Source organism: Bradyrhizobium sp. RT6a (genome assembly GCF_040547675.1).
Taxonomy (GTDB): Bacteria; Pseudomonadota; Alphaproteobacteria; order Rhizobiales; family Xanthobacteraceae; genus Bradyrhizobium.
In genome coordinates, this window is the sequence record NZ_JBEPQC010000001.1 from 1,213,919 (window position 1) to 1,240,209 (window position 26,291).

A 26,291-nucleotide genomic window follows, 5' to 3' on the forward strand; every position below is an offset into this window, starting at 1 on the left:
TCTTTTCCCGGCCCGTCGATCAGCTGCCGGACGCCGCGCGGTCGATGAACAGGCTGCCTTTGGTGACCACCTGCTCGCCGGGCTTCAGATTGCTGGTGACCTCGACGAGATTGCCATTGATGAGACCGATCTTGATCTCGCGCAGCTCGACCGACTTGTCCTCGCGTGCGACCCAAAGGCGGACCTTGTCGGCTTCGTAGATCAAGGCCTGCTTCGGTACCGCCGGCGCGGCGCGGTCGCCGGACGAATAGATCGTAACATTGGCGAACATCTCGGGCTTCAGCAGGCCGTCCTTGTTGTCGATGGTGGCGCGGACCAGCAGGCGGCGGGTGTTCGGATCGATCGCGGCGGCGACGTAATTGACCTTGGCGGTCAAGGGGCGGCCTGGCAGCGCCATCACGTTGACGGTGATGTCCTGCCCGATGCACACGGCAGCCGCATCGCTCTCGCGCACGAAGGCGGTGAGCCAGACCGTGGAGAGGTCGCCGACCACGAAGACCGGATCGCTGGCGCCGGAATTGACGTACTGGCCGGGGCCGATCTTACGCTGAACGACGGTGCCCGCGATCGGCGAATAGATCGTGACTTCCGGATTGATGACGCCCTTGTCCTGGAACGCCTTGATGGTCTCATCAGTGAAGCCGAGAATCCGCAGCTTGTTGCGCGCGGCTTCCAGCGCTGTCGTCGAGGAGCGCATGTCGTTCTGCGCCTGAACCTGGGTCGCTTCCGCCTGCTGATAGTCCTTCAGGGGGATGGCATGGCCCTCATAGAGGTCCTTGGCGCGCTTGAACTGGATGTCGGCAAGATCGATCGCCGATTTTGCCTTGTTCTGCGAGCTCATCGCCGCAATGAAATCGTTCTGGGCCTGCACGGTGTCGGCGGCCTCGATTGTGAACAGCGGTTGACCTTGCTTCAGCACCTCGCCGGGCTTGGCGAGCAGCTTGGTCACCCGCCCCGCATAGGGCGAAAACACCGGCGTCGAACGGTCCTCGTCGACTGCGACCTTGCCCTCGGTGACATACTCGGCGCGGAAGGTCTTGGCCTTGACCGGCTCGATCGTCAGCGTCGCCCATTCCGACGGCGTCGGCGTGAAGTTCTGCGCATTCCTGCGCGACTGGCTGGAGATCTCGGAGTGGTTCTTCTCCTTGGCTCCAGTATGGAGGAAGCCGTAGGCCCCGGCACCGGCAAGAGCTAGTAAAACTACGGATGTAATCACCCGTTGTTTTGTAAGCACCTGCAATCGCTTGGTATTTTCAACTACCATGGGGCCCGGTCATGTCTGCGATGATACCGGCGGATGCCTGCCTCATCGGTCGCGCTAATAGTGCCGAATTGTGATTTCAAACAACCTAAAAAACGCCGCGCGCCTTTCGGTTTGCGTTAAATATTTGCGACGCGTCAGCTTCACGTCAGCTTGTCACCGGCCACTCTGCCGGATGACTGCCGAGCGGCATCGCCGGACGGCTCCATTGCGCCGGCGTCTTCGACAGCAGCGCTGAATGGCGCACCGCCTTCAACGTGCCGAAGCCAGATGGCATGCTCTCGATGAATGCAGCATGTACGGCCTCGCCCGTAATATCCGGGGTGTTCAGGCCATTTTCGAGCCGTCCGAGATTCCACAGCCAGCGCCCGGTCTGGGCTAGCGACACACGCACGTGCCAGCTGCCGCCTTCGCGGACCTGGCGGGCCTTGGCCATCATCGCGCCGAACGCCATCAGATAGCCGGTGGCGTGGTCGAGCATCTGCGCCGGCAATTCCTTCGGTCCATCGATGCCGGCGGCCTCTCCCTCAGCATGGTTGAAGCCGGTCGTGGTCTGCACCAGCGAATCGAAGCCGCGCCGTTCCGCCCAGGGACCGGCATGGCCATAGGCCGATAGCGTTACGTAGACGATGCCGGGATTAATTGTCGCTGCGTCCTCCGGCGTAAAGCCGAGAGCGGCGAGCGCGCGCGGGCGATAACCCTGTGAGAAGATGTGGGCGTCCTTCAACAGCGCGCGCATCTGCGCTCTGCCCGCCTTGCTCTTCAGCTCGATGAAGGTGGTGAGCTTGCCGCGGCCGGTGTCGATGGTTAGCCACGGAATCGCCGGCAGCGCGGGGCCCGACACGAGCAGCACATCCGCGCCGTGCGCGGCGAGCGTGCGGCCGGCGACGGGGCCCGCGATGACGCGAGAGAGATCGAGCACGCGCAGGCCGGAGAGTGGGCGATCGCCTTTTGGCAGTCGTTGCGGCCACGGCTTTGGCGGAGCCTCGCCGATCTTCTCGATCGAGACCAGCGGCAATTCGGCGAGCGCGCGGGCCTGCGGCAGCGCCGACCATTCGTCGTAGGAACGCATCAGGGCGACGACGCCGCCCGCGGCGTAGGCCGCGGTCTCGAAATCCTCGCCCTTCCAATGCATCAATGCGGCCTGCACCGTCTCGCGCTCGGGCTTGCAGCCGAGGACCTTGCAGACGGCGTCGCGATGATGTGGGAAATTGGTGTGGCAGCGGACGAAGCGATTGTCGCCGGTCCTGTAGACGCCGGCGATGGCGTCCCAGGCGGGCGGCGGCGGCTTGTCTTCGACACGCAAGTAGCGCTCGGAGCGGCATTCGGCGACGGCATGGCGCAGGTCGACGCTAACGTCCTGCGCCTCGCCGCCGCGCAATCTCCAGATTTCGGCGGCGGCGAGGCCGGCGGCGGCGACCGTCGTCTGGCCGGCAACTGCAACGCGAAACGAAGACGGGATTTGCGGCTCCTCGCCCATCAACCGCACGCGCGCAAGCGCAGCGGCGTCACCGCCGGCGGAGGTCCAGATGCCACTGAGAATCTCGGCGGGGCTTTGCATGACCCTTCTCTCCCTCTAGTTTGCGACCATCGCATTAGCACACAAGGACATGCAATGGCCGCCATCGATCCTCTCACTGCAGGCGCCGTGTTCATCGCAACGGCGGCCACCGACGCGGTCTATGTCATGTTCACCTCGGCCGTGATCGCGCGCAAGCGCGTGCCTGCGGCGAACTGGAGCGCGGTCTGGTACATGCTCTCGTCCTATGCGGTGATCAGCTACACCGAAAACGCGTTCTATGTGGCTTTCGCGGCGATCGGCTCCTGGGCCGGCGCCTACGCCTCCCTGACATTCCTGCACCGCCCGCCCGGCGGCCCGCCGGTGGGCGCGGCACCGGAGTGAGGGCCGCTGCTTCCACACCGTCATTGCGAGCGAAGCGAAGCAATCCAGAGTCTTTCCGCGGTGGCAGTCTGGATTGCTTCGTCGCAAGGGCTCCTCGCAATGACGATGTGGAGGCTTTTGGGCTTCCCTCGAAACAGCTACACTCGCTGCGACCAACAAAAAAGGAAAACCAAACAATGGATCTCGGTCTCAAAGGCAAGAACGCCATCGTGCTCGGCGGCACGCGCGGCATCGGGCGGGCGATTGCGGTGACGCTGGCCGGCGAAGGCAGCAATGTCGCGGTGTGTGCACGCAACGCCGATCAGGTTGCCGCCACCGTGACCGAATTGAAAGCCAGCGGGATCCGCGCGACAGGCGGCCCGGTCGATGTCACCGACGGCGCGGCGCTGAAATCCTGGATCGAGGGCGCGGCAAAGGAGCTTGGCGGCATCGACATGCTGTTCTCCAACGCGGGCGCGATGGCACAAGGTCATGATGCCGCATCGTGGGAGCAGAATTTTCGGCTCGACCTGCTCGGCGCGGTGCATGCGTTCGACGCCGCGCGGCCGTTCCTCGAGGCCAGCGGCGACAAGGGTGGCGACGCCGCCTTCATCATCATCTCCTCGATTTCAGCGGCGCAAGCGGACACGGCGAGCTCCTACGGCCCGATCAAGGCGGCGTTGATCCACATGGCCAAGGGACTGGCGCGGCAATATGCGAAGAAGAAGATCCGCGTCAACGTGGTCTCGCCCGGCACGGTCTATTTCAAGGGCGGTGTCTGGGAGATGATCGAGCAGAACATGCCCGAGCGCTACAATGATGCGATGAAGCGTAACCCCACCGGCCGCATGGCGACGCCGCAGGAAATCGCGAGCGCAGCGGTGTTTCTGGCAAGCCCGGTGTCGGGGTTCACCACGGGCTCCAATCTGGTGGTGGACGGCGCGATCTCGAACCGGGTGAATTTTTGAGGCGGGCATGCGCGTCCCTGCCAGTTTCGTCATCCTGAGGTGCGAAGCTTGCGATGCAAAGCATCGCAAGAAGAGCCTCGAAGGATGAACGGCCCGGATGCAGCCGGGCCGTCGCCCTTCGAGGGCCGCTGAAGAAGCGGCCACCTCAGGGTGACGGTGCGAGAGGGGCGCGGCCCACACCCTCAATGAAAATCCCGCGACGGCGGCAGGATGCGGACGTTGCGGGGGTGGCGGAGTTTTTGCGCGGGCGCATCCGGATGCGCCCGGGGATCGTCGTTGAGCGGCTCGATCGGGGCGGCGCCTGCCGGCACCGGATGCTTGCGACCGAGGGCGTCGTTGGCAAGGCCGACCAGATCGTGCGAGCGGTCGACCATGCGCTGGGCGATAAGGTGCGTCACCTTTTCTGGGCTGCTCTGGATGTAGCCCTCGACCAGGATGAGGCGCGCGCCCATCACTTCCTTCCGGTACTGCTCCATGATCTTCGGCCACACCACGACATTGGCGATGCCGGTTTCGTCCTCCAGTGTCATGAACACGACGCCGCTGGCGCTGCCCGGCCGCTGCCGTACCAGCACGACGCCGGCACAGCGGACGCGGCGCCGCTCGTTGTCATGATTGATGTCCTTGCAGGCGACGATGCGCTCGCGCGTAAACATCTCGCGCAAAAATTCCACCGGATGGCCTTTGAGCGAAAGGCGAATGGTCTGGTAGTCCGCGACCACCTGTTCGGCACGCGGCATCACCGGCAACGGACTGGCGTGCTCGTCCGGCTGCTCGCGTGCGGTGGCCACCTCGAACAGCGGCAGCGGCACGTCGTCGGGCAGGCGCCGCACCTGCCACAGCGCCTCGCGGCGGTCGAGCCCGAGCGAACGGAACGCGTCGGCATCCGCCAGCAGGATCAGCGCGCGCTTGGGCAGTCCGGTGTCGCGCGCGAAGTCTTCCAGAGAGGTGAAGGGCCGGCGGTTGCGGGCGACGACGATGCGGTCGGCCCAGTCGGGCGCTCTCTCCACATTTTCATTCCGAGGCGCGCCTCTTTTCAGCCTTTCCTCATCTTCATCGAGCCAATGGAAACCGTCGATCTGGCGGAAGCCCAGGCGCACGGCGCAATACTTGCCACGTCCTTCTTCCAGCGTGTTCTGCGCAAAGCTGTAGGACACGTCGATATCGCGCACCTCGACGCCGTTCTTGCGAGCGTCGCTGACGATCTGCGCCGGGGCGTAAAAGCCCATCGGCTGCGAGTTCAGGAGGCCGCAGCAGAATGCATCAGGGTGATAATGCTTCAGCCATGAGGAGATGTAGACAAGCTGCGCGAAGCTTGCGGCATGGCTCTCCGGAAAGCCGTAACTGCCAAAACCCTTGATCTGTTCGAAACAGTTTCTGGCAAAATCAGGCGCATAGCCGCGCGCGATCATGTTGCCGATCATCTTGTCTTCGAACTTGCCGATGGTGCCGACATTGCGGAACGTCGCCATCGCACGGCGCAGGCCGTTGGCCTCCTCGGCCGTGAACTTCGCGGCTTCGATCGCGATCCGCATCGCCTGTTCCTGGAACAAGGGCACGCCGAGTGTCTTGTGCAGCACTCTGTAAAGCTCGTCCTTGTCGCCATGCTCCGGTGACGGCGATGGATAGTTCACTTTTTCCAAGCCGTTCCGCCGTCGCAAATAGGGATGCACCATGTCGCCCTGGATCGGCCCCGGCCGCACGATCGCGACTTCGATCACGAGATCGTAGAAGGTCCGTGGCTTCAGGCGCGGCAGCATGTTCATCTGCGCGCGGCTCTCGACCTGGAAGACGCCGAGCGATTCCCCTTCACACAGCATGTCGTAAACCTTGGGATCGTCCTGCGGGACGCTCGCCAGCATCCAGCGTTCGCCCTTGTGCTGTTCGATCAGATCAAAGCACTTGCGGATGCAGGTCAGCATGCCCAGCGCGAGCACGTCGACCTTCATCATGCTGAGCGCGTCGACATCGTCCTTGTCCCATTCGATGAAGGTGCGATCATCCATCCCGGCATTGCCGATCGGCACATAGGTGTCGAGCCGGTCTTGCGTGAGCACATAGCCGCCGACATGCTGGGACAGATGACGCGGGAATTCGATCAGCTCGGTCGCGAGTTCGACCGCGAGGTTGATCATGGAATTTTGCGGATCGAGGCCGGCCTGTCTGACCTGCATGTCGTTGAGGCCCTTGCCCCAGCTTCCCCAGACGGTGTCGGCGAGTGCGGCGGTGACGTCCTCGGTCAGGCCCAGCGCCTTGCCGACGTCGCGGATGGCGCTGCGCGGGCGATAATGAATGACGGTGGCGATGATCGCGGCGCGATGGCGGCCGTAACGCCGATAGACATATTGCATCACCTCCTCGCGCCGCGAATGCTCGAAATCAACGTCGATGTCGGGCGGCTCTAGCCGCTCCTTGGAGATGAAGCGCTCGAACAGCAGATCGACCTTAGTCGGGTCGACCGATGTGATGCCCAGTACGTAGCAGACCGCCGAATTCGCCGCCGATCCCCGCCCTTGGCATAAAATGTTCTGGCTGCGGGCGTAATGCACGATGTCGTGCACGGTGAGGAAGTAATGCGCGTATTTCAGCTCGGCGATCAGCGCGAGTTCTTTCTTCAGGGTGGCGCGCAGCTTGTCGTCGATCTTGCCGCCGAAATATTTGTCGACACCGGCCCAGGTCAGATCCTCCAGATGCCCCTGCGCGGTCTTCCCCGGCGGCACCGGCTCATCCGGATACTGGTATTTGAGCTGATCGAGCGAGAAGGTGATCTTGTCCGCAAAGCGCATGGTCTCCGCGATAGCCTCGGGAAAATCGCGGAACAGCCGCGCCATCTCCCTGGGCGTCTTCAGAAATCGTTCTGCATTGGCTTCCAGCCTCCGGCCGACCGCCTCGATCGTGTTTTTCTCCCGGATGCAGGTCAGCACGTCCTGCAGAGGACGGCGCGCGGGATGGTGATAAAGCACCTCGTTGGTCGCGAGCAGCGGCACTTTTGCTTTTGAGGCGAGATCATCGAGCTGCGCGAGGCGGCGGCGGTCGTCGCCGCGATAGACCAGGCTCGCCGCCAGCCACACGCCCTCGGCGCGACTTGCCTTCAGCCTGGCGAGGATGTCCTGCGCTTGCGCCGCATCGAAACGATGCGGCAGCGTCAGGATCAGGAGCTGGCCTTCGGCAAACGCAAGGAGATCGGCGAAGGTGAGATGGCACTCACCCTTCGCGATCCGCGTGATGTCGTCGCCGCGCTTGCCCCTGGTGAGAAGCTGGCACAGCCGGCCATAGGCGGCGCGGTCGCGCGGATAGACCAGAATATCGGGCGTACCATCGATGAAGACGATGCGCGTGCCGATCAGCAGTTTTGGCTTGTGCAGCACCTCGTCATTGTCGAGTTCCTTGTAGGCCCGCACCACGCCGGCGAGCGTGTTGTGGTCGGCGATGCCGATCACGGGAATGCCGAGTTTGCCGGCCTGGTGCACATAGTCGCGCGGATCCGACCCGCCGCGCAGGAAGGAGAAATTCGTAGTGATGCCGATCTCGGCATAGGCGGGCGTGTTCATGCGAAGAGACCGTGCACATACCAACCGGGAGGAACGGGCTTGCCGTCGCGGTCGAAGCACTCCCCCTCGTAAAGACCGTCGCGAAAGATCCAGAAGCGAAGGCCCTCGGCATCCTCGATGCGGAAATAGTCCCGCGTCAGTTGCTTGCCGTCCTGCCGCCACCATTCCATGGCGATGCGCTCGGGGCCTTCCACCCGCACCACCGCATGCTGCGCGCGGCGCCAGGTGAATTGATGCGGCGGCCCGTCGGGCACGGTCGCGAACGGCACATTGATCGGCTCAGGCTTGTCGAACAGCCGCAACGGACGCAATGGCGGCTCGGTCTCGGTGCGCGCGGGCCATTCGGCCTGCATCGCCACGGCGAGATGATGCTGGGCAGGCGCGGCCAGCACCGCACATTCGGGGATATGGGTATCCTCAGGCAGATGCACGACGACGCGCTTTCCGCCGATGCGCGCGGCGATGCGGTCTATCAGCGCGGCAAGCTCGTCATTGTCGTGGACATGGGCGTCGAGATCGCGCTGCTCCTGCACCACGATCTCGGTGCGGCTTGCCGACAGCCGAACCATGTCGAAGCCGAAGCCGGGATCGAGGGGATCGGCGAGTGCATCGAGACGCTCGCGGAACAGCCGGTCGATGACTTTGCTTTGCGTCACGGGACGTCCGGTCTCGACCATGATGGCACGCACCGCGCCGTCGGTGCGGAAGAAGGTGGCCACCAGCCGGCGCGCGCCCTTGCCCTGCTTCTCCATCGACGCGATCAACGTGTCCGCGAGGCGCGACAGCGTCATCGCGATCATGGTGTCGGTCGCGATCGGCTCGGCAAAGCGTTTCTCCACGATGTAATCGGGCAGCGGCTTTCGTGGATTGATCGGCGCATCGCCCTGCCCCAGCGCATGCGCGAGCAGCGTGGAGAACCGTGCGCCGAACCGCGCCGTGATTTCGCTCGGCGTGCGCGAGGCGACATCGCCGATGGTCTTCAGGCCGGCGCGTCGCAGGCCGGTGCTGATGGCCTCACCCGCACCAAGCGCGGACACCGGAAATCGGCTGATTGCCGCCGCCTCCCCACCATCGGCAACGATGGTCCTTGAAGATTGCCGCGTCAGCGTACGCGCGCAGACCGAGGTGCCGGCGATCGCCGCGCTGACGACAAAGCCCTGGCGGTCGAGGGCACGGACAAGGGTTTGCAACAGCGCAGCCTCGCCGCCGAACAGATGCGCGCAGCCGGTGATGTCGAGGAACAGCCCGTGCGGCGGATCGAGCGCCACCAGCGGCGTGAAGCGGTCGCACCAGTCGGCGATGTCGCTGATCGTCTTGGCATCGGCCACGGCATCGGCGTCGAACACCCTTAGATCCGGACACATCGCCCTGGCATTGGCCAGAGGCTGGCCGATATGCAGACCGAGGCGCTCGGCCGCCTCGTCCAGCGCATGGATCACCAGCGCGTTGCTGTCCTTGGCAACGACGATGCTGGGCTCATTGTTTTTATGCAGTCCGACGTTGCCGAAGAACCGCTGGATCCGATCGATGGGCAGGCGCGGCAGCCACAGGCTGAGGATACGCCGACGATTCAGAGAACTGGCACTCATCACATTTCCATTCCATGATCCACCGGCCGCACGGGCCATGACGATTGCGCAGGAGCTCGGCATCGAAGCGCGGCGCGCCCCAGGCACTCCACATCACGCCCGGCGGCGAATGCGCCGCGCGAAGCATCCATCTGGTCTCGGCGGTCGAGGGCAAGGGTTGCGCGGCCATCCGCAGCAGCAAACCGGTGACACCGGAAGATTGCGCAGCCAGCGTCAGCTTGCGGCTCGCCACGAGATCGAACTGCCTGGTCTCACCCCAGAGCTCGAGCACGACCGCGCCCAGCGCGTCGCAGGCGAGCGCATCGGCCGACGTGCGCAGCGCACTCTCCACGTCGGCGGCGCGTACCATCACCATGCGGCGCGGATCGAGACCGATCTCGGCGAGCCCGCTCATCGACAGCGCACCGGTTTCAATTTCCGAAAAATCCTGCCGCACCCACAGCAGCGGTTTGCGCGCCGTTACGCGCCCCGCAAGTCCGGTGACAAAGCCGGTCGCGGCCGCGCCCTGACGTCCTTCGCAAAATACCTCGTGGATTGCCGCGCGCGCGAGCCCGCCCTTCAGCGCGCTGTCGGCCTCGCGATGGCCGAGCGCGACACGGTCGCGATGATGCATGACCTCCGCCGTCTCGATGCGCTCGATCTGGCCGCGCAAGGCTGCAAGCGCGCTGATGCGTGCGCCGCTCATGGTCGCCGCTCCTCAAGGGTGATTGCCGGTGGCTCTCAAAAAGAGAACCAGCGGCTAGCTCATTTGTTCATGATATGTTCTAATATAAAGCTAACGACGCCCCGGGAGTCAATCGAATTGGCGGGCCTCGGGATTCATGAGTTGAATCAAAGGGATTCCAATATGGACGTGCAACGCAAGCTGGAAATCCTGGCGGACGCCGCCAAGTATGATGCGTCCTGCGCCTCCAGCGGCACCGAGCGGCGGGATTCCAGCGACGGCAAGGGCATGGGCTCGACCGCGCCCGGTATGGGTATCTGCCATTCCTACGCGCCGGACGGCCGCTGTATCTCGCTGCTCAAGGTGCTGCTGACCAACGCCTGCAATTACGACTGCCTCTATTGCGTCAACAGGGCCTCCTCCAACGTACCGCGTGCCCGCTTCACTGTCGACGAAGTGGTCAAGCTGACGCTCGACTTCTACCGGCGCAATTACATCGAAGGGCTGTTTCTCTCCTCCGGCATCATCCGCAACCCCGACTACACCATGGAGCAGGTGGTGAGCGTCGCGCGCAAACTACGGGAGGAGCATCACTTCCGCGGCTACATCCATCTCAAGACGATCCCCGAGGCTGACGATGCATTGATCTCCGAGGCCGGCAAATATGCCGACCGTCTCTCCATCAACATCGAGATGGCGCAGGAGACGAGCCTGCAGCAATTCGCGCCCGAGAAGGACGTGCGCGCGATCCGCCGTACCATGGGCCGGCTGCGGCTGAAGTTGGACGAGGCCGAGGAAAGCCGCAGCGCGAAGACGAAAGCCAAGCCGCAGCGCTTCGCGCCGGCTGGCCAAAGCACGCAGATGATCGTCGGCGCCGACGCGGCCTCCGACCACACCATCCTTCACACCAGCGCCAATCTCTACGGTTCATACCGGCTGAGGCGCGTCTATTATTCCGCGTTCAGCCCAATCCCCGACGCCAGTCGCGCGCTGCCTCTGCGCGCGCCGCCCTTGCTGCGCGAGCACCGACTCTACCAGGCCGACTGGCTGATGCGGTTCTACGGCTTCGACGTCGGCGAGATCGTCGACGACAGCGCGATGCTGCCGCTCGACATCGATCCAAAACTCGCCTGGGCGCTGCGCCACCGCGACCGCTTCCCGCTCGACGTCAACCGCGCCAGCCGCGAGGAATTGTTGCGCGTGCCGGGCTTCGGCACCAAAGCGGTCGAGCGCATCATCGCGGCGCGCCGCACGACCACCATCCGTGTCGCCGATCTCGCGCGGCTGCATGTGCCTCGGAATAAAGCGCTGCCGTTCATCGTCCTCAGCGATCACCAACCCACGCCGCATCGTCTCGATGAGGCACGGCTGATCGAACGGTTCAAGCCGAAGGCAACGCAACTGGGATTTGGCTTCTGATGCAGTACATCACCCTCGAGAACGAAACCGATTTCGATGGCTGGCGCAAAGCCGCGCGTAGCCTCGTGCTTCACCAGGTGAAGCCGGCCGACATCACCTGGGCCGTGTGGGGCGGCGAAGCGGAGCTGTTCGCGCCGCCCTCGCCGTCTCCGCTGCCGGCCGGCGGCGACGGCACCTTCAACGTGCCTGCAAAATTCGTCGAGCTCGCCAAGGCCGCGATCCTGCATCGCGATCCCGAGCGCTTCGCGATCCTCTATCGCCTGTTGTCTCGGCTGAAGGACAATCACGACCTCATCGAGGTCGCGACCGATGTCGATGTCGCGCAAGTCACGGCCATGGCAAAGGCGATCTACCGCGACGAGCACAAGATGCATGCCTTCGTGCGCTTCCGCGAAATCGGCAGGGAACGCGAAGCACACTACGTCGCCTGGTTCGAGCCGGAGCATCATATCGTCGAGCTCGCCGCGCCGTTCTTCGCCAAGCGCTTTGCCGACATGCCCTGGTCGATCCTGACGCCGGATTTGTGCGCGCATTGGGATGGCCACGCGCTCTCGTTCACATCAGGCGTCAGCAAGAGCGAGGCGCCGAGCGAAGACCGGCTGGAGGAAACCTGGCGGCGTTACTATGCCAGCATCTTCAATCCGGCCCGCCTGAAAGTGAAGGCGATGCAGACGGAGATGCCGAAGAAATATTGGAGGAACCTGCCCGAGGCTTCGATCATTAAGCCCTTGATCGAGGACGCCGAACGCATGACCGGCGCCATGATCGCCAATGCCGCAACCGATCCGCACAAGCCTCAAAAGCGGCCGGAGGCTCCGATGAAACGCAAGACCGCTGCCAACGATCTCGAAGCGCTCCGCGAGGAGGCCGCCCACTGCCGCGCGTGCCATCTCTACAAGGACGCGACGCAGACCGTGTTCGGCGAAGGCCCGAAGTCCGCCAACATCATGCTGGTCGGCGAACAGCCCGGCGACAAGGAAGACCTCGCCGGCCATCCCTTCGTCGGTCCGGCCGGCCAGATGCTCGACCGGGCACTGCAGGAGGCCGGCGTCGACCGCAAGAAGGTCTATGTCACCAACGCGGTGAAACACTTCAAATTCGTGCCGCGCGGCAAGATCCGCCTGCATCAGAAGCCGAATACGCCGGAGATAAAGGCCTGCCGACAGTGGTATGAGCGGGAAGTCTCCGTCATCCAGCCCGATCTCATCGTCGCGATGGGCGCGACCGCCGCGCAGAGCGTGTTCGGCAAGATCACGCCGATCGGCAAGACCCGCGGCCGGCTGATCGACCTTCCCGACGGTCACAAGGCGCTGGTGACGGTGCACCCGTCCTATCTGCTGCGGTTGCCCGATCCGGAAGCCAAGGTGCTGGAATATCAGCGCTTTGTCGAAGACCTGAAGATCGTCGCCGGGTTGCAGAAGAAAGCCGCGCGGGCGGCGTAAATAGCGGCGGAAATCGGCTTTCAACCGCTGCTTGTCATCCAGCCTTCAAATCCATCGCGGACAATACCCTTACCTGAAAGTTAAGGGGCGTCCTGACATGACCGATGTAGCATTCGACCGCGCGGTAGCCGATCCCGCGCCGATCCAGCCGGCCTCGCGGCCAAATCTCGACAAGGGCTTCAATCCGCTGACGATGATCCTGTTCTTCGGCATCCTCGCCGCGGGTCTGCTCTATGTGGCCTACAGCATCTATTCGGATGTCGATGCGACCGGCACGCGGGTCACGAGCTACCTGCCCTACATTCTCTTGTTTGTCGCGCTGCTGATCGCGCTGGGCTTCGAATTCGTCAACGGCTTCCACGACACCGCCAACGCGGTAGCGACCGTGATCTACACTCATTCGCTGCCGGCCGAAGTCGCGGTGATGTGGTCGGGCTTCTTCAACTTCCTCGGCGTGCTGCTCTCGTCCGGCGCCGTGGCCTTCGGCATCGTCTCGCTGCTGCCGGTCGAGCTGATCCTTCAGGTCGGCTCCAGCGCCGGTTTCGCGATGGTGTTCGCGCTACTGATCGCCGCAATCCTTTGGAACCTCGGCACCTGGTATTTCGGCCTGCCGGCCTCCTCCTCGCACACGCTGATCGGCTCGATCATCGGCGTCGGCGTCGCAAACGCGCTGATGCGCGGCCGCGACGGCACCTCGGGCGTGGACTGGGGCAAGGCCACGGAGATCGGCTATGCGCTCCTGCTGTCGCCGCTGGTCGGCTTCGTCTGCGCCGCCGGCCTGCTGCTGCTGCTCAAGCTGATCGTCAAGAACCCGGCGCTCTATGCCGCCCCTGAGGGTAACAAAGCTCCGCCGATCTGGATTCGCGGCCTGCTGATCCTGACCTGCACCGGTGTCAGCTTCGCCCACGGTTCGAACGACGGCCAGAAGGGCATGGGCCTGATCATGCTGATCCTGATCGGTACCGTGCCGACGGCCTATGCGCTCAACCGCGCATTGCCGGAGTCGCAAGTCGCCCAGTTCGCGAAGATCTCGGAATCGGCCTCCAAGGTGGTTGCGGCCAAGGGCGCCGGCCATGCGATCATCGGCGATCCCCGTCCTGCGGTGACGCAGTACGTCACCTCGCATCACATCAGCGAAGGCACCTATCCTTCGCTCTCAGTGCTGGTGAAGGATGTCGGCGAGCAGGTCGCGAAATACGGTTCGCTGAACAAGGTGCCGGCGGAAGTCGTCGGCAACACCCGCAACGACATGTACCTGACCTCGGAAGCGATCCGCTTCCTGATGAAGGACAAGGAAAACGACCTCAGCAAGCAAGAGGTCGCGACCTTGAACGCCTACAAGGGCGGACTCGACAGCGCGACCAAGTTCATCCCGACCTGGGTGAAGGTCGCGGTCGCCATCGCGCTCGGCCTCGGCACCATGATCGGCTGGAAGCGCATCGTCGTGACCGTCGGTGAGAAGATCGGCAAGACTCACCTCACCTACGCGCAGGGCGCTTCCGCCGAGCTCGTCGCCGCCGCCACGATCGGCGCCGCCGACGTGTTCGGCCTGCCGGTCTCGACTACCCACGTGCTGTCGTCCGGCGTCGCCGGCACCATGGCCGCGAACGGTTCGGGTCTTCAGGTCGCCACCATCAGGAACATGGTGATGGCCTGGGTGCTGACCTTGCCCGTCGCCATCCTGTTGTCGGGCACGCTGTACGTGATCTTCTCGCGGATCTTCTGAGCCGATCACGTCGCTCGGAAGACAAAGGGCCCGTGCGGTGCACGGGCCCTTTTCATGTGTGCTTTCGGCTTGACCTTACGATGCCGCGAGCGATTGCTCGACCAGCTTGACCCAGTACGACGTGCCGTAAACGATCGCCTCGTCATCGAAATTGTAGGCGGGGTGATGCAGGCCGGCACTGTCGCCGTTACCGCAGAAGATGAAGGCGCCGGGGCGCGCTTCAAGCATATAGGCGAAATCCTCGCCGCCCATCAGCGGCGGCATCTCGAGCACGTTGGCCTCGCCCGCAACTTGCCCCGCGATGCGACGCGCGATCTCGGTCTCCGCGGCGTGATTGTTCACCACGGGATAATTCCGCTTGTAGTGCAGATCAATCTTGGCCCCGGTGATCTGCGCCACGCCCGCGACAACCTCGTGCACGCGCTTCTCGACCAGCTTGCGCACCTCCGGCGACAGCGTGCGGATGGTGCCCCTCAGTGTCGCGGTTTGCGGAATAACATTGCGGGCATTGCCCGCGTGGAACTCGCAGATCGAGATCACGGCCGATTCCAGCGGATCGACGCTGCGCGCGACGATCGACTGCAGCGCCGTGATCACCTGCGCGCCGACCAGAACGGAGTCGACACATTTGTGCGGCCGCGCGGCATGGCCGCCGAGACCCTCGATCATGATATCGACCTCGTCGGTCGCTGCCATGATCGGACCCGGCCGGATCGCGAACGAGCCCACCGGAATGCCCGGGCCGTTGTGCATGCCGTAGACCTGCTCGATGCCGAAGCGCTCCATCATTCCGTCCTTGACCATCGCCAAGCCGCCGGCGCCACCCTCCTCGGCCGGCTGGAAGATCACCACCGCATCGCCGGCGAAGTTGCGGGTTTCGGCGAGATAACGGGCAGCACCGAGCAGCATCGCGGTGTGGCCGTCATGGCCGCAGGCGTGCATCTTGCCGGGAGTCTTCGACGCGTAAGGCAGGTTGGTCTGCTCCTCGACCGGGAGCGCATCCATATCGGCGCGCAGGCCGATGGTCTTGAGGCCCTCGCCGGCCGGCTTGCTGCCCTTGATCACGCCGACCACGCCGGTCTGGCCGATGCCGGTCACGACCTCATCGCAGCCGAATTCGCGCAGGCGGTCCGCGACGAATGCTGCGGTGCGGTGGACGTCGTAGAGCAGCTCCGGATGCTGGTGGATGTCCCGGCGCCAGGCCTGAATATCGGGTTGAAGGTCGGCGACGCGGTTCACGATGGGCATGGAGGGTCTCAAGCTTTGTTGAAAATGCAGGCCTGTCTACCATGCAAGCACCAGTCCACCCAACTGGCGGGGAGTCTGGGGTAGCTCTGTCCTCTCGTCATGGCCGGGCTTGTCCCGGCCATCCACGTCTGACTATTAGAACGGAAAGCGCGTGGATGCCCGGGACAAGCCCGGGCATGACTCCTATTGGGTGGAAGCAGAATGCCAAGGCGGCTCGAAGGTGAGTTTGACTACATTGTCGTTGGGGCTGGCACGGCCGGCTGCATCGTCGCCAACCGGCTGTCGGCCAATTCCAGCAATCGCGTCCTCGTCCTCGAAGCGGGCGGCGACGACAACTGGATCTGGTTCCACATTCCCGTCGGCTATCTCTTCGCCATCGGCAATCCGCGCTCGGACTGGATGTTCAGGACCGAGGCCGAGCCCGGCCTGAACGGCCGCTCGCTCGCCTATCCCCGTGGCAAGGTGATCGGCGGCTCGTCGGCGATCAACGCCATGATCTCGATGCGGGGACAGGCCGCCGATTACGATCACTGGCGCCAGCTCGGCATGACCGGCTGGGGTTATGACGACGTGCTGCCGCTGTTCAAGCGGCTCGAGGATCACTTTCTCGGCGCGAGCGAGCATCATGGCACCGGGGGCGGCTGGCGCATCGAGGCGCCGCGGCTGTCCTGGGACGTCCTCGATGCGGTGGGCGATGCGGCCGAAGAGATGGGCATCAAGCGTATCCCGGATTTCAATACCGGCGACAACGAAGGCACCAGCTATTTCCACGTCAATCAGAAGCGCGGCAGGCGCTGGTCGTCGGCGCGTGGCTTTCTCAAGCCGGTTCTGAACCGCCCGAACCTACGGCTCGAAAAACATGTGCTTGTTGATCGTCTGATCATTGAGCAGGGCCGCGCTGTCGGCGTGCGCTTCATCCAGAATGGCGAGATCATCGAAGCGCGTGCGAAACGCGAGGTAGTCCTCTCGGCAGGCGCGATCGGCTCGGTGCAGGTGCTGCATCGCTCCGGCATCGGGCCCGCCGACTGGCTGTCCCCGCTCGGCATCGACATCGTGATGGACAAGCCCGGCATCGGTCGCAATTTGCAGGATCATCTCCAGCAGCGCGCGATCTACAAGGTCGAGGGCGTGCGCACATTGAACGAGACCTATTACAATCTGGTTCGACGCGGCTTGATGGGCCTCGACTACGCCTTCCGCCGTCGCGGGCCGCTGACGATGGCGCCGTCGCAGCTCGGCATCTTCACCCGCTCCGATGCGACGCGCGCACGCGCCAACATCCAGTTCCACGTGCAGCCGCTATCGCTCGACAAGTTCGGCGATCCTCTGCACCGCTTCCCCGCGATCACGGTGAGCGCCTGCAATCTCCAGCCGACATCGCGCGGCACCGTACGTCTGCGTTCGGCGGCGCGGGACGAGAAGCCGATCATCGCGCCGAATTACCTTTCAACGGATGACGACCGCCAGGTCGGCGCCGACGCCATCCGCACCACCCGCCGCCTGATGCAGCAGAAGGCGCTCGCAAAATATCGCCCGAGCGAATATCTGCCCGGCCCTGCCGTCGGCGACGACGATGCCTCGCTCGCGAAGGCCGTCGGCGACATTGGCACCACCATCTTCCATCCCGTCGGCACCGCGAAGATGGGCGCGGTGAGCGATCCGATGGCGGTGGTCGACGAACGCCTGCGCTTCTACGGCCTAGACGGCCTTCGCATTGTCGATGCGTCAATCATGCCGACCATCACATCGGGCAACACCAACACACCGACTGCGATGATCGCCGAGAAGGGTGCGACGATGATTTTGGAGGACGCGAAGTGAATGCGTAGCCCCGATGGGGCGTAACGAAATCCGGGAGGACGCTCGATTAGTCCCGTATTCCGTTACGCTCCATACGGGCTACGCGTCCAACCACCTCACGAAAACGTCATCGCGTCCGGGAATAACAACCCCACTCCCCCAATCACCTCCCCGAAGCCCAATTCCGGGCGAAGTGGAGCAGCGCGATGAGCGAACACGATCACGGCGAGGACGGCTTAAGCCGCCGCAAGGTGTTGGAATGCATGACCTGGGCCGGCACTGGGGTGCTCTGGACCATCACCGGTGGCGTCCCCCGCTCGCTCGGCATCATCGATTCCGCGCAAGCCGCGACCGCGGCCGCGCCCGGAATGACCTTCCTCCAGATCAGCGACAGCCATGTCGGCTTCGACAAGCCGGCCAATCCCAACGCGCTCGGCACGCTGGAGGAAGCCGTCAACAAGATCAACGCGATGCCGGTCAAGCCGTCGTTCATGATCCACACTGGCGACATCACGCATCTCTCCAAGGCCGCCGAGTTCGACAATGCCGACCGCATCATCTCGCAGAGCAAGCTCGACGTGCACTACGTGCCCGGCGAGCATGACTTCCTCGACGAGGAGGTGAAGTTCTATCGCGAGCGCTACGGCCGCGGCACCAAGGGCGCAGGCTGGTATTCGTTCGACGCCGGCGGCGTGCACTTCATCGGCCTCGTCAATGTCGTCGACCTCAAGGCCGGAGGCCTCGGCAATCTCGGCGCCGAGCAGCTGGCCTGGCTCGAGGACGACCTGCGCGGCAAGTCGAAATCGACGCCGATCGTGCTGTTCGCCCACATCCCGCTCTGGACCGTCTACCCCGAATGGGGCTGGGGCACTGAGGACGGCGCCCGCGCGCTGGAACAGGTGAAAAGTTTTGGTTCGGTCACCGTGCTGAACGGCCACATTCACCAGGTGATGCAGAAGGTCGAGGGCAACGTCACGTTCCATACCGCGCGCTCGACCGCCTTCCCGCAGCCGGCGCCGGGAGCTGCCCCCTCGCCCGGACCGATGAAGGTCGAGGATGCAAAGCTCCGCGCGATGCTCGGCGTTGCCAGCATCAACTTCAAGCAGAACGAGCAGCGGCTCGCGATCATCGACACGCCGCTCCAGGGTTGATGCAGGGCGAACGGAAACTGACAGATGAAGACTCTCAATCGCCGCGACTTCGGTGGCGCCTTCGGTCTCGCTTTGGCCGCGGCCATGCTGTTACCCGCCACAACCGCCCATGCCGAAGACATGGAGGTGCATATCGACAATTTCGTCTTCCAGCCGGCCGAGCTCAAGATCAAGGTCGGCACCACCGTGACCTGGACCAACCGGGACGACATCCCTCACACCGTGGTGTCGGCCGGCAAATTCAGGTCCAAGACCCTGGACACTGACGACAAGTTTTCGTTCACCTTCACCAATGCGGGCGAATACAAATATTTTTGTTCTCTGCACCCGCACATGACGGGGATGATCAAGGTTGAGTAACATCTCGAACCAAGGCATCAACGTCTTGCCCGGCCGGTGGTCCCACGCCGGCCGGGCTCATGTGCCTTCGGTCACACACACGGACGAGACGAACAGGGACGAAGCGAAGAGCGACGAAACGAATCAACGAGCAGAACAAGAGGCAAAGCGAGGAGCGATGCCCGCCAACGACGATTTGCAGAAGGCGCAACGCTTCCGCGAGGCGGCGCTGCCCCATCTCGACGACGTCTACACGCTCGCGCGCTATCTCTTGCGTGACGCCTCCGATGCAGAGGACGCGGTGCAGGAGTGCTATCTGCGCGCGCTGAAGCATTTCGACAGCTATCGCGGGCCGGCAATGAAGCCCTGGCTATTCGCGATCCTGCGTAACGTCTGCAATGCCGAATATGCACGCCGCGCGCACAGGCACGGCGCGATCGAGGATACCCCCGGCGCTGCCGAGCAGACGCCGATCTGGCAGGAGACCGAGGCCAGCCCGGAAACCGAAGTGCTGCGCAGCCGCGATGCGGGCGCGATCCGCAAGCTGATCGACGCGCTCGCCGAACCGTTCAAGGAAACATTCGTGCTGCGGGAGATCAACAACCTGTCCTATCGTGAAATCGCCGAGGCCGTCGGTGCACCCGTCGGCACCGTGATGTCCCGCCTCGCCCGCGCGCGCGCCATGCTGCGCGCGGCCTGGACGGCGGATGAGGAGCAAGCAAGATGACCTGCGACGAAGCAAGGATCCTGCTTCACGCGCTGCTCGATAACGAGCTCGATGCCGGCCATGCGCGCGAGGTCGAAGCCCATATCGCCGGCTGCCCGGCCTGCGCTGCGGAGCTTTCGGCACAGCGCGAGATGCAGCGCGTGCTCGCGGACGCCAATTTGCGCTACACCGCGCCGGCGAGCCTGCGTGCGCGTATCGAGGCCTCGCTGCCGCAGCGTCAACAGCCGAGCCGCCGCTCCGTGCTGCGCGGCTTTGCGATGGGCTCGGCAGTCTCCGCGCTCGCCGCATCCGGCGTTGTCGCATTGGTGCTGCGCCAGGACGACCAGCAGCGCATCCTGTCGGAGGTCGTCTCCGCGCATCTGCGCTCGCTCCAGGCCGGCCACCTCATCGACGTGCTCTCGACCGACCAGCACACGGTGAAGCCCTGGTTCAACGGCAAGCTCGACGTCGCCCCGCCCGTGATCGACCTCACCGCACAAGGTTTTACGCTGGTCGGCGGCAGGCTCGACTATATCGACGCACGCGCCATCGGTGCGGTCATCTACAAGCGCCGGCAGCACGTGGTCAATCTGTTCGTGTCGCAGACATCGAACGCGGAATACCGCGCGCCCAAGACCGAGACCATGCAGGGCTTCAACTGCCGGCGCTGGGGCAATCGCGGCCTGAGCTTCTGGGCCGTCAGCGATCTCGGCGCAGACGAGCTCGCCGAGTTCGTCGACAAGTTCGAGGCGGCGATGAAGGCGAATGTGGAAGGGTAACCCCTAGAGTCGTATCAGAAATTGATACAAATCCCTTGCGCATGTATCAACCAATGATACAGTGCCAGAGTGATCAGGACGTTTCGAGATAAAACGACTGAAGCGGTCTTTAACGGCGAAAGCCCGAAACGCTTTCCGGCGGACCTGGTGAAGGTTGCTCGCCGGAAATTGCGCTATCTTCACGCTGCGGGCGAACTCAGCGATTTGAGGGCACCACCCGGAAATCGCCTTGAAGCCCTCACGGGCGATCGCAAGTGACAGCACTCGATCAGGATCAACGACCAGTTCCGAGTGTGCTTCGTCTGGACATCACAAGGTCCCGTTCAGGTCGAGATCGTGGATTATCACTAGGAGAATGCGACGATGGCCAAGAAACTCAAGCCCATGCATCCTGGTGAGGTTCTTCGGGAAGAATTCCTGAGCCCGCTGGAAATGTCGGCAGGCGCGCTCGCCAAGACATGCGGCCTGCCGCGTACGCGTATTGAGCGGATTGCGAGTGAGCAGACCGGAATCACCGCTGACACCGCGCTTCGGCTTGCCAAAGCGCTCGGCACGACCGCCGAGCTATGGCTCAATCTCCAGAACGATTACGATATCCAGATCGCCAAACGCGATATCGGGAAGGCTCTCGACCGCATCGAGACTGTGAACAAGCCCAAGGCGGCCTGAGGGATCAGGTTACGCCGATCGCCTCACCGCGTTGTCCACCAGCGTCTTGCCGAGCGACCAGATCGCGCCGGGGACCTTGTGGCTGCCCGCGATGACGTCGTCAAAGGCCCGCTCGATCCAGCCGCAATCTTCCTCGGTGATGGTGAGCGGCGGCAACAGCTTGATGGTGTGGCTGCCGTGGCCGGCGACTTGCGTGAGGATCTTGTGGTCCTTGAACAGCGGCACGGTGATGAGCTGGCAGAACAGGCCCTTGTTGGCCGCCTCCAGCACGTTCCAGGACGCCCGCAGTCGCAGCGATTTCGGCGGGCCGAACTCGACGCCGATCATCAGGCCCTTGCCGCGGACTTCCTTCAACAGCTCGTAGCCGGGCACCATGCGCGTGAGCGCGAGGCGCAGCTCGGCACCGCGCTTGGCGGCGGACTCGATCAGCTTCTCGGACTCCATGACGTCGAGGGTGGCGATGCCCGCGGCCATCGCCAGGTCGTTCTTGGAGAAGGTTGAGCCGTGCACCACTGCACGGTCCATCTGGTTGAAGATCTTGTCGAAGATGCTCTTGCGCGTCAGCACCGCGCCGACCGGCACATGGCCGCCGGACAGCGACTTCGACAGCAGCACCATGTCGGGCTCGACGTTCCAGTGCTCGACCGCGAGGAAGCGGCCGGTGCGGCCCATGCCGGTCTGGATCTCGTCGGCAACGAACAGCGTGCCGTATTTCTTGCAGAGCGCGGCCGCACCCGGCAGGAACTCGTCGGTGGGCATGTTGACGCCCTTGCCCTGGATCGGCTCGACGACGAAGGCCGCCACCTCGCGCGAGGCCAGCGCCTTTTCGAGCGCGGCGAGATCGTTGAACGGGATCGAGGTGCAACCCGGCAGCAGCGGCTCGAAGCCGGTGCGGAAGTTCGAATCGCCCGTCAGCGACAGCGCGCCATAGGTCAGGCCGTGATAGCCGTGGGCACAATAGACGATGCCCGGACGGCCGGTGGCGCCGCGGGCGAACTTGATCGCCGCTTCGACGCATTCGGCGCCGGAATTGGCGAAGAACGCCTTGTCGAGATAGGGGACGTACTTCAAAAGCCGCTCGGCGAGCACGCCAGCGAGCACCGAGACGTCGAACTGGACGAGGTTGGGCAGGTCGGCATCGAGAACGCTCTTGAGCGCCTCGCGCATGACAGGATGATTGCGCCCGATCGCAAACACGCCAAAACCGGACAAGAGGTCGAGATAGCGAGCCCCGTCGCGGTCGTAGAGGTACTGTCCCTGCCCCTTCTGGAAGCCGACATCGTAGCCGATGGTCTTCAGAACCCGAACGAACTGCTCGTTCAGATGCCGATTATGCAGGGCGCTGCGCTGGGCCTGGCGGTCCGCGAACAGCTGAGACATGTCTGGATTTGGGCTGTGCATCCGCTACATACTTCGGTTGAGGGCCGTCTCGTCAACTGAAAACGGACCGTTGCCAAAAACGGTCTGTGCGGCCTTTTGCCCTTTTTCGGACCATCTTCGCAAGCAGAGCTTTAGACCATGTTGCACTGCCAAGGAACTATCATGCGTTTAGCCCTTTACACCGGACTAATACTGGCTGGCGGTTACACCTGCCTGACCCCGGCGCTCGCCGCCGATCCGACCGGCGACTGGCGGGTTGCCGATGCCGTCGCCAACATTCGTGTCGCCCAATGCAATGGCAGCATGTGGGGCGCGGTTTCCTGGGAAAAACAGCCCGGCGGCCGCGACGAGAACAATCCGGACGCCTCGAAAAAGACCCGGCCCACGCTAGGCATGGCGACCCTGATCGACATGAAGAAGAAGCCCGGCGCCGATCAGTGGGAAGGTCAGGTCTACAACGCCAAGGACGGCCAGCTCTACAGCGCGACCATCACGCCGGTTGGCACCGACCAGCTCGAGATCAAGGGCTGCGTGATGGGCTTCCTGTGCGGTGGCGAGACCTGGACCCGGGTCAGCCCCCCGATTCCCCTGAGCCCCGCCAACGCCATGGCCAAGGGCGCGCCGAAGCCCACCGGCGCCGCGCCGAAAGCCCCGGCAACGACGGGCGCTACGGCGGCGCAGCCTGCGCCCGCACCTCCCAAGCCCGGCGGCACTGCCAAACCCGGTCAGAAGGGCGCCGCCGACCAGGTCGGCGACATCTGCCTACTCCCTGAGATTGCGGGGTTTGCCCATTAGGGCGGGCTGAAACAGCAGCACGGCGGCGAGCGTCGTCACCAGCGACAACGCGAGCAGCTTGCCCATGCTGGACGTGCCGGGATGGCTCGACAGCCAAAGGCTGCCGAACGCCGTCGCCGTTGTCAGTGCGCTGAAAAAGATCGCGCGCGTCAGGCTGGTCTGGAGCAGGTTTGTCCTGCCCGAGCGCCAGGCCACGACATAGTAGATCTTGAAGGCCACGCCGACGCCGAGCAGCAGCGGGAACGCGACGATGTTGGCGAAGTTGAGCGGCAAGCCGATCAGCACGCAGATCTCGAGCGTCACCGCGCCGGCCACCAGCAGCGGCACCAGCGTCATCAGCACGTCGACGAACCGGCGCAGCGTGATCCACAGCAGCAGGCCGATCACCAGCAGCGCATAGATTCCGGCATGGATGAACGCCTTCACCACGGTGTCGCCGGACTTCAGGATCGAGACCGGACCGCCGATCGCGGTCGGCTCCGCAACGAGCACAGCCGCCGCAAATCTGCGCAGCGTGTCGTTGTCGTTGGGATCGCCCTTCGGCAGCGCCTCGACGCGGATGATGCCGTCCTTGCTCTTCCAGGCGCTAACGAGATCTGCCGGCAATGACTTCAGGGTGACCGGCTCGGCCTGCATCGCGTTCCGGAGCTGGTCGAAAACGATCTTCATCGGCGCGACGAACACGTCCTGGGCTTTATTCCGCGTGGCCTCGTCGCCATTGGCGAGCTTTTCCAGCGCGTCAGCGAGCCGACGCGAGGCGACCGCACCCGGGCCTTTCGCATCCCCTGCCGTCCGGCGCAGATTGTCGACCGAGGATTTCAGCGCATCGACGTTTTCCTTGTCCGTCGGCGCGGCGTCGATCTGGTCGGGATTGAGCGCGGGGTTCAGCACCTTGGCGCCCTGCGCGATCAGCTTCAGCTTCGGCGCCTGGTCTTCAGGAACGAAGCTGTTGAGCGACATCACCCGCAACACCTCCGGCACCTTCTCCAGCTTCGCCTCCACCTGCCTTGCCTGCTCTTCAGACGTGGTCATCACGTTGATGGCATTGGCGCCGGTGTTGGGATCCTTGCGCAAATCGAGGAAGGTCGCGATCGACTCCGCCTTGGGGTTGCGCAGGTTCATCGGGTTGAAGTCGAACTTCATGAAATAGAGCAGCGGCAGGCCGGCGATCGCCAGAAACATCGTACCACCGACGACCAGCACGCGGTGCTTCTCCAGGAAGTGATCGAGCGGCGCCAGGAAGGCGTAGCCGACCGGCTCTTTCTCGCCGGGCGGGTTCAACAGCTTCAGCATCGCCGGGAGCACGGTGATGCTGGTAACAAACGCCACCAGCATGCCGACGCCGGCGATCTGACCGAGTTCGGCGATGCCCTTGTAGTCGGTGGGGATGAAGCAGAGGAAGCCGGCCGCGGTCGCCATTGCCGCCAGCGACAACGGAATTGCCGAGCGCTTGGCGGCCAGCACCAGCGCACCCGAAAGGTCGTTGTGCTTGTAGCGTTCGGAGCGATAGCGGACGCTGTACTGAATGCCGAAATCGACGCCGAGGCCGACGAACAGCACGGCGAACGCGATCGACAGCAAATTGAGCGAGCCCACCATCATCAGGCCCGCGGCGGTCGTCAGCGCAAGACCGACGAAGAGATTGACGAACACCGCGAAGATGATCTTCGCCGAATGTAGCGCCAGCCACAGGATGAGCAGCACGACGAGGACCGTGCCGATGCCATTGACGACGGCACCTTCCTGGACGGTTGCATATTCCTCGTTGGCGATCGGGACCGGACCGGTCAGCCGCACACGCGCCTGATATTTGGTGGCAAAATCCAGATCGGCTGCGGCCTTGCGGATCGCGTCGGTGGCGCCTTTGCCGGGCTCGAGCGCGTTGTAGTCGAGGACGGGCTTGAACTCGATGAAGGCGCGCTTGTCCGAATCCGTCAGCGGGTCGTCACTGACGAGCTCGCGCCAGGAGAAGGTCGCGTTGCCCTTATTGAGCACGGTCTCGACCGTTTGCGCGATCTGGTTGAAGGGCCGTTCGGTGTTGTCGAGCTTGACCTGGCCGCGCTTGACGCCGGCAAGTCCCGTTTCCAGCGCGCCGGTCAGGCCGCGGATCGAGGGATCGCCCGCCATGATCTCGATCAGGGGCGCGGCGGATTCGAACTGGCTGGTGACCTTGGCGACTTCCTCAGTCGGCAGGAACAACAGACCATTCTTCTCGAAGAACTCGCCGGTGCCGAGCTGCTGCATCGACTGGAAGTCGGTCTTGTTGTCCTTCAGCTTGGCATAGAGCGCGTCCGACGCCGCGGTCGCCATCTCCGGCGTCTTGGCTTCGACGACCGCCGTAATCGTGGCATCGCGGTCGAAGGCGCGATCGAACTGCTGGTCACGTTGGCGCCAGTCCAGATTTTGGGCAATCAGCGAATTGATGTCGGTGTTGATGGCAAAGTGCCGGGACGTGTAATAGCCCGCCCCCACCGCCAGCAGGAGCCCGAGAACGACGACGAGGGAGGCAAACCGGGTGCAGGCCCTGACGGTGGCAACGACTACGCTTTGCAGCACTACTTTTCTTTCTGCGGTTAACAGCTTGCCGGAAACGCCCGCTGTTTAACGGAGTTCCCGGCCGAAACCTATTGCTGTTTTGAGTGGTTATCGCCGTCAGAAGGTTCGAGGTAAACGGCGGAAGACCATGGCAAAATCATGCGGGGCAGTCGGTATAGCCGGGGAGTTGAGGCGGGAAAGTGACGAAGCGCGCGCACAAATGTCGCCACTTTTGCGGCCACGGGCGCCCTCTACTATAGTACCGCAAAAGTGATCCACTAGGGAACCAAAGTTCGTTCCACCTTTCCTTACTGCCGATTTTTTGACACAAAGTGCTGCGCCTCCATGCACCGGGGCGGCGACAGGGGTGGGCGGCTACCGCCTGCG

20 protein-coding genes and 1 pseudogene are annotated in these 26,291 nt (G+C 63.7%); 13 read left to right on the top strand and 8 right to left on the bottom strand.

Features of this window, described 5'->3' with window-relative positions:
* Positions 1-19 precede the first annotated feature (19 nt).
* Together ABIC03_RS05880 and ABIC03_RS05885 are read right to left on the bottom strand one after the other, a co-directional pair.
* Positions 20-1,264, bottom strand: coding sequence for an efflux RND transporter periplasmic adaptor subunit (locus tag ABIC03_RS05880; protein ID WP_354056287.1), 1,245 nt, complete (start codon positions 1,262-1,264; stop codon positions 20-22).
* 145 nt (positions 1,265-1,409) lie between these two features.
* Entirely contained in the window at positions 1,410-2,822 is a 1,413-nt protein-coding gene (locus tag ABIC03_RS05885) for a CoA transferase (RefSeq protein WP_354056289.1), read from the bottom strand.
* A 54-nt stretch (positions 2,823-2,876) separates the two neighbouring features.
* Between ABIC03_RS05885 and ABIC03_RS05890 the strand changes: the two genes are divergently transcribed.
* Together ABIC03_RS05890 and ABIC03_RS05895 are read left to right on the top strand one after the other, a co-directional pair.
* On the top strand, positions 2,877-3,164 hold the full coding sequence (locus tag ABIC03_RS05890; protein ID WP_092024185.1) for a hypothetical protein: 288 nt from the start codon (positions 2,877-2,879) through the stop codon (positions 3,162-3,164).
* A 176-nt stretch (positions 3,165-3,340) separates the two neighbouring features.
* Positions 3,341-4,111 carry an SDR family NAD(P)-dependent oxidoreductase gene (locus tag ABIC03_RS05895; protein WP_354056291.1) on the top strand — a complete coding sequence of 257 codons (771 nt, stop codon included), beginning with the start codon at positions 3,341-3,343 and terminating at the stop codon, positions 4,109-4,111.
* Positions 4,112-4,293: 182 nt separating this feature from the next.
* On the opposite strand, the gene ABIC03_RS05900 is transcribed toward ABIC03_RS05895, so the two are convergent.
* The 3 genes from ABIC03_RS05900 to ABIC03_RS05910 are packed head-to-tail and all read right to left on the bottom strand — an operon-like array spanning position 4,294 to position 9,936.
* Complete coding sequence (locus tag ABIC03_RS05900; protein ID WP_354056293.1) at positions 4,294-7,662, bottom strand: error-prone DNA polymerase; 3,369 nt, start codon at positions 7,660-7,662, stop codon at positions 4,294-4,296.
* Positions 7,659-9,251: a Y-family DNA polymerase gene (locus ABIC03_RS05905; protein ID WP_354056295.1), complete on the bottom strand. Its 1,593-nt coding sequence runs from the start codon at positions 9,249-9,251 to the stop codon at positions 7,659-7,661. Before ABIC03_RS05905 ends, ABIC03_RS05900 begins: the two co-directional genes overlap by 4 nt.
* Positions 9,148-9,936 carry an ImuA family protein gene (locus ABIC03_RS05910; protein ID WP_354056297.1) on the bottom strand — a complete coding sequence of 263 codons (789 nt, stop codon included), beginning with the start codon at positions 9,934-9,936 and terminating at the stop codon, positions 9,148-9,150. The genes ABIC03_RS05905 and ABIC03_RS05910 overlap by 104 nt, the downstream gene beginning before the upstream one ends.
* 162 nt (positions 9,937-10,098) lie before the next feature.
* On the opposite strand from ABIC03_RS05910, the gene ABIC03_RS05915 reads away from it, so the two are divergent.
* The 3 genes from ABIC03_RS05915 (at position 10,099) to ABIC03_RS05925 (ending at position 14,502) form a co-directional block, all read left to right on the top strand.
* Positions 10,099-11,334 carry a putative DNA modification/repair radical SAM protein gene (locus ABIC03_RS05915; protein WP_354056299.1) on the top strand — a complete coding sequence of 412 codons (1,236 nt, stop codon included), beginning with the start codon at positions 10,099-10,101 and terminating at the stop codon, positions 11,332-11,334.
* A complete protein-coding gene (locus ABIC03_RS05920) occupies positions 11,334-12,776 on the top strand; it encodes a UdgX family uracil-DNA binding protein (protein WP_354056301.1) in 1,443 nt (480 codons plus the stop codon). Before ABIC03_RS05915 ends, ABIC03_RS05920 begins: the two co-directional genes overlap by 1 nt.
* Positions 12,777-12,873: 97 nt before the next feature.
* A complete protein-coding gene (locus ABIC03_RS05925; protein WP_354056303.1) occupies positions 12,874-14,502 on the top strand; it encodes an inorganic phosphate transporter in 1,629 nt (542 codons plus the stop codon).
* Between the two features lie 75 nt (positions 14,503-14,577).
* Here the strand turns inward: ABIC03_RS05925 and ABIC03_RS05930 are convergent, their stop codons facing one another.
* Positions 14,578-15,750, bottom strand: coding sequence for a M20 aminoacylase family protein (locus ABIC03_RS05930; RefSeq protein ID WP_354056305.1), 1,173 nt, complete (start codon positions 15,748-15,750; stop codon positions 14,578-14,580).
* A 201-nt stretch (positions 15,751-15,951) separates the two neighbouring features.
* Between ABIC03_RS05930 and ABIC03_RS05935 the strand changes: the two genes are divergently transcribed.
* The 7 genes and pseudogenes from ABIC03_RS05935 (at position 15,952) to ABIC03_RS05965 (ending at position 21,194) form a co-directional block, all read left to right on the top strand.
* Entirely contained in the window at positions 15,952-17,571 is a 1,620-nt protein-coding gene (locus ABIC03_RS05935; RefSeq protein ID WP_354056307.1) for a GMC family oxidoreductase, read from the top strand.
* 185 nt (positions 17,572-17,756) lie between these two features.
* On the top strand, positions 17,757-18,701 hold the full coding sequence (locus ABIC03_RS05940) for a metallophosphoesterase family protein (protein WP_354056309.1): 945 nt from the start codon (positions 17,757-17,759) through the stop codon (positions 18,699-18,701).
* A gap of 24 nt (positions 18,702-18,725) precedes the next feature.
* The gene (locus ABIC03_RS05945; RefSeq protein WP_354056311.1) at positions 18,726-19,061 is read left to right on the top strand and encodes a cupredoxin domain-containing protein; all 336 of its coding nucleotides are present in this window, start codon (positions 18,726-18,728) and stop codon (positions 19,059-19,061) included.
* Between the two features lie 157 nt (positions 19,062-19,218).
* On the top strand, positions 19,219-19,767 hold the full coding sequence (locus tag ABIC03_RS05950) for a sigma-70 family RNA polymerase sigma factor (RefSeq protein WP_354056313.1): 549 nt from the start codon (positions 19,219-19,221) through the stop codon (positions 19,765-19,767).
* Positions 19,764-20,525, top strand: a complete 762-nt coding sequence (locus ABIC03_RS05955; RefSeq protein WP_354056315.1) for an anti-sigma factor family protein — start codon at positions 19,764-19,766, stop codon at positions 20,523-20,525. Before ABIC03_RS05950 ends, ABIC03_RS05955 begins: the two co-directional genes overlap by 4 nt.
* Before the next feature lie 69 nt (positions 20,526-20,594).
* Positions 20,595-20,876, top strand: a pseudogene (locus ABIC03_RS05960) (type II toxin-antitoxin system RelE/ParE family toxin).
* A 12-nt stretch (positions 20,877-20,888) separates the two neighbouring features.
* Positions 20,889-21,194 carry a HigA family addiction module antitoxin gene (locus tag ABIC03_RS05965; protein WP_354056317.1) on the top strand — a complete coding sequence of 102 codons (306 nt, stop codon included), beginning with the start codon at positions 20,889-20,891 and terminating at the stop codon, positions 21,192-21,194.
* A 9-nt stretch (positions 21,195-21,203) separates the two neighbouring features.
* Here ABIC03_RS05965 and hpnO read toward each other — a convergent pair whose 3' ends face one another.
* Positions 21,204-22,595: an aminobacteriohopanetriol synthase HpnO gene (hpnO, locus tag ABIC03_RS05970; RefSeq protein WP_007608097.1), complete on the bottom strand. Its 1,392-nt coding sequence runs from the start codon at positions 22,593-22,595 to the stop codon at positions 21,204-21,206.
* Positions 22,596-22,736: 141 nt separating this feature from the next.
* On the opposite strand from hpnO, the gene ABIC03_RS05975 reads away from it, so the two are divergent.
* Positions 22,737-23,369 carry a DUF2147 domain-containing protein gene (locus ABIC03_RS05975; RefSeq protein ID WP_354056319.1) on the top strand — a complete coding sequence of 211 codons (633 nt, stop codon included), beginning with the start codon at positions 22,737-22,739 and terminating at the stop codon, positions 23,367-23,369.
* Here the strand turns inward: ABIC03_RS05975 and hpnN are convergent.
* Entirely contained in the window at positions 23,337-25,925 is a 2,589-nt protein-coding gene (gene hpnN / locus ABIC03_RS05980) for a hopanoid transporter HpnN (RefSeq protein ID WP_354056321.1), read from the bottom strand. The two genes, ABIC03_RS05975 and hpnN, sit on opposite strands and share 33 nt — an antisense overlap.
* Positions 25,926-26,291: the final 366 nt, after the last annotated feature.

Coding starts and splice junctions, on each gene's coding strand:
- ABIC03_RS05880 (WP_354056287.1), bottom strand. CDS start 1,264: ATGGTAGTTGAAAATACCAAGCGATTGCAGGTGCTTACAAAACAACGG.
- ABIC03_RS05885 (WP_354056289.1), bottom strand. CDS start 2,822: ATGCAAAGCCCCGCCGAGATTCTCAGTGGCATCTGGACCTCCGCCGGC.
- ABIC03_RS05890 (WP_092024185.1), top strand. CDS start 2,877: ATGGCCGCCATCGATCCTCTCACTGCAGGCGCCGTGTTCATCGCAACG.
- ABIC03_RS05895 (WP_354056291.1), top strand. CDS start 3,341: ATGGATCTCGGTCTCAAAGGCAAGAACGCCATCGTGCTCGGCGGCACG.
- ABIC03_RS05900 (WP_354056293.1), bottom strand. CDS start 7,662: ATGAACACGCCCGCCTATGCCGAGATCGGCATCACTACGAATTTCTCC.
- ABIC03_RS05905 (WP_354056295.1), bottom strand. CDS start 9,251: ATGAGTGCCAGTTCTCTGAATCGTCGGCGTATCCTCAGCCTGTGGCTG.
- ABIC03_RS05910 (WP_354056297.1), bottom strand. CDS start 9,936: ATGAGCGGCGCACGCATCAGCGCGCTTGCAGCCTTGCGCGGCCAGATC.
- ABIC03_RS05915 (WP_354056299.1), top strand. CDS start 10,099: ATGGACGTGCAACGCAAGCTGGAAATCCTGGCGGACGCCGCCAAGTAT.
- ABIC03_RS05920 (WP_354056301.1), top strand. CDS start 11,334: ATGCAGTACATCACCCTCGAGAACGAAACCGATTTCGATGGCTGGCGC.
- ABIC03_RS05925 (WP_354056303.1), top strand. CDS start 12,874: ATGACCGATGTAGCATTCGACCGCGCGGTAGCCGATCCCGCGCCGATC.
- ABIC03_RS05930 (WP_354056305.1), bottom strand. CDS start 15,750: ATGCCCATCGTGAACCGCGTCGCCGACCTTCAACCCGATATTCAGGCC.
- ABIC03_RS05935 (WP_354056307.1), top strand. CDS start 15,952: ATGCCAAGGCGGCTCGAAGGTGAGTTTGACTACATTGTCGTTGGGGCT.
- ABIC03_RS05940 (WP_354056309.1), top strand. CDS start 17,757: ATGAGCGAACACGATCACGGCGAGGACGGCTTAAGCCGCCGCAAGGTG.
- ABIC03_RS05945 (WP_354056311.1), top strand. CDS start 18,726: ATGAAGACTCTCAATCGCCGCGACTTCGGTGGCGCCTTCGGTCTCGCT.
- ABIC03_RS05950 (WP_354056313.1), top strand. CDS start 19,219: ATGCCCGCCAACGACGATTTGCAGAAGGCGCAACGCTTCCGCGAGGCG.
- ABIC03_RS05955 (WP_354056315.1), top strand. CDS start 19,764: ATGACCTGCGACGAAGCAAGGATCCTGCTTCACGCGCTGCTCGATAAC.
- ABIC03_RS05965 (WP_354056317.1), top strand. CDS start 20,889: ATGGCCAAGAAACTCAAGCCCATGCATCCTGGTGAGGTTCTTCGGGAA.
- hpnO (WP_007608097.1), bottom strand. CDS start 22,595: ATGCACAGCCCAAATCCAGACATGTCTCAGCTGTTCGCGGACCGCCAG.
- ABIC03_RS05975 (WP_354056319.1), top strand. CDS start 22,737: ATGCGTTTAGCCCTTTACACCGGACTAATACTGGCTGGCGGTTACACC.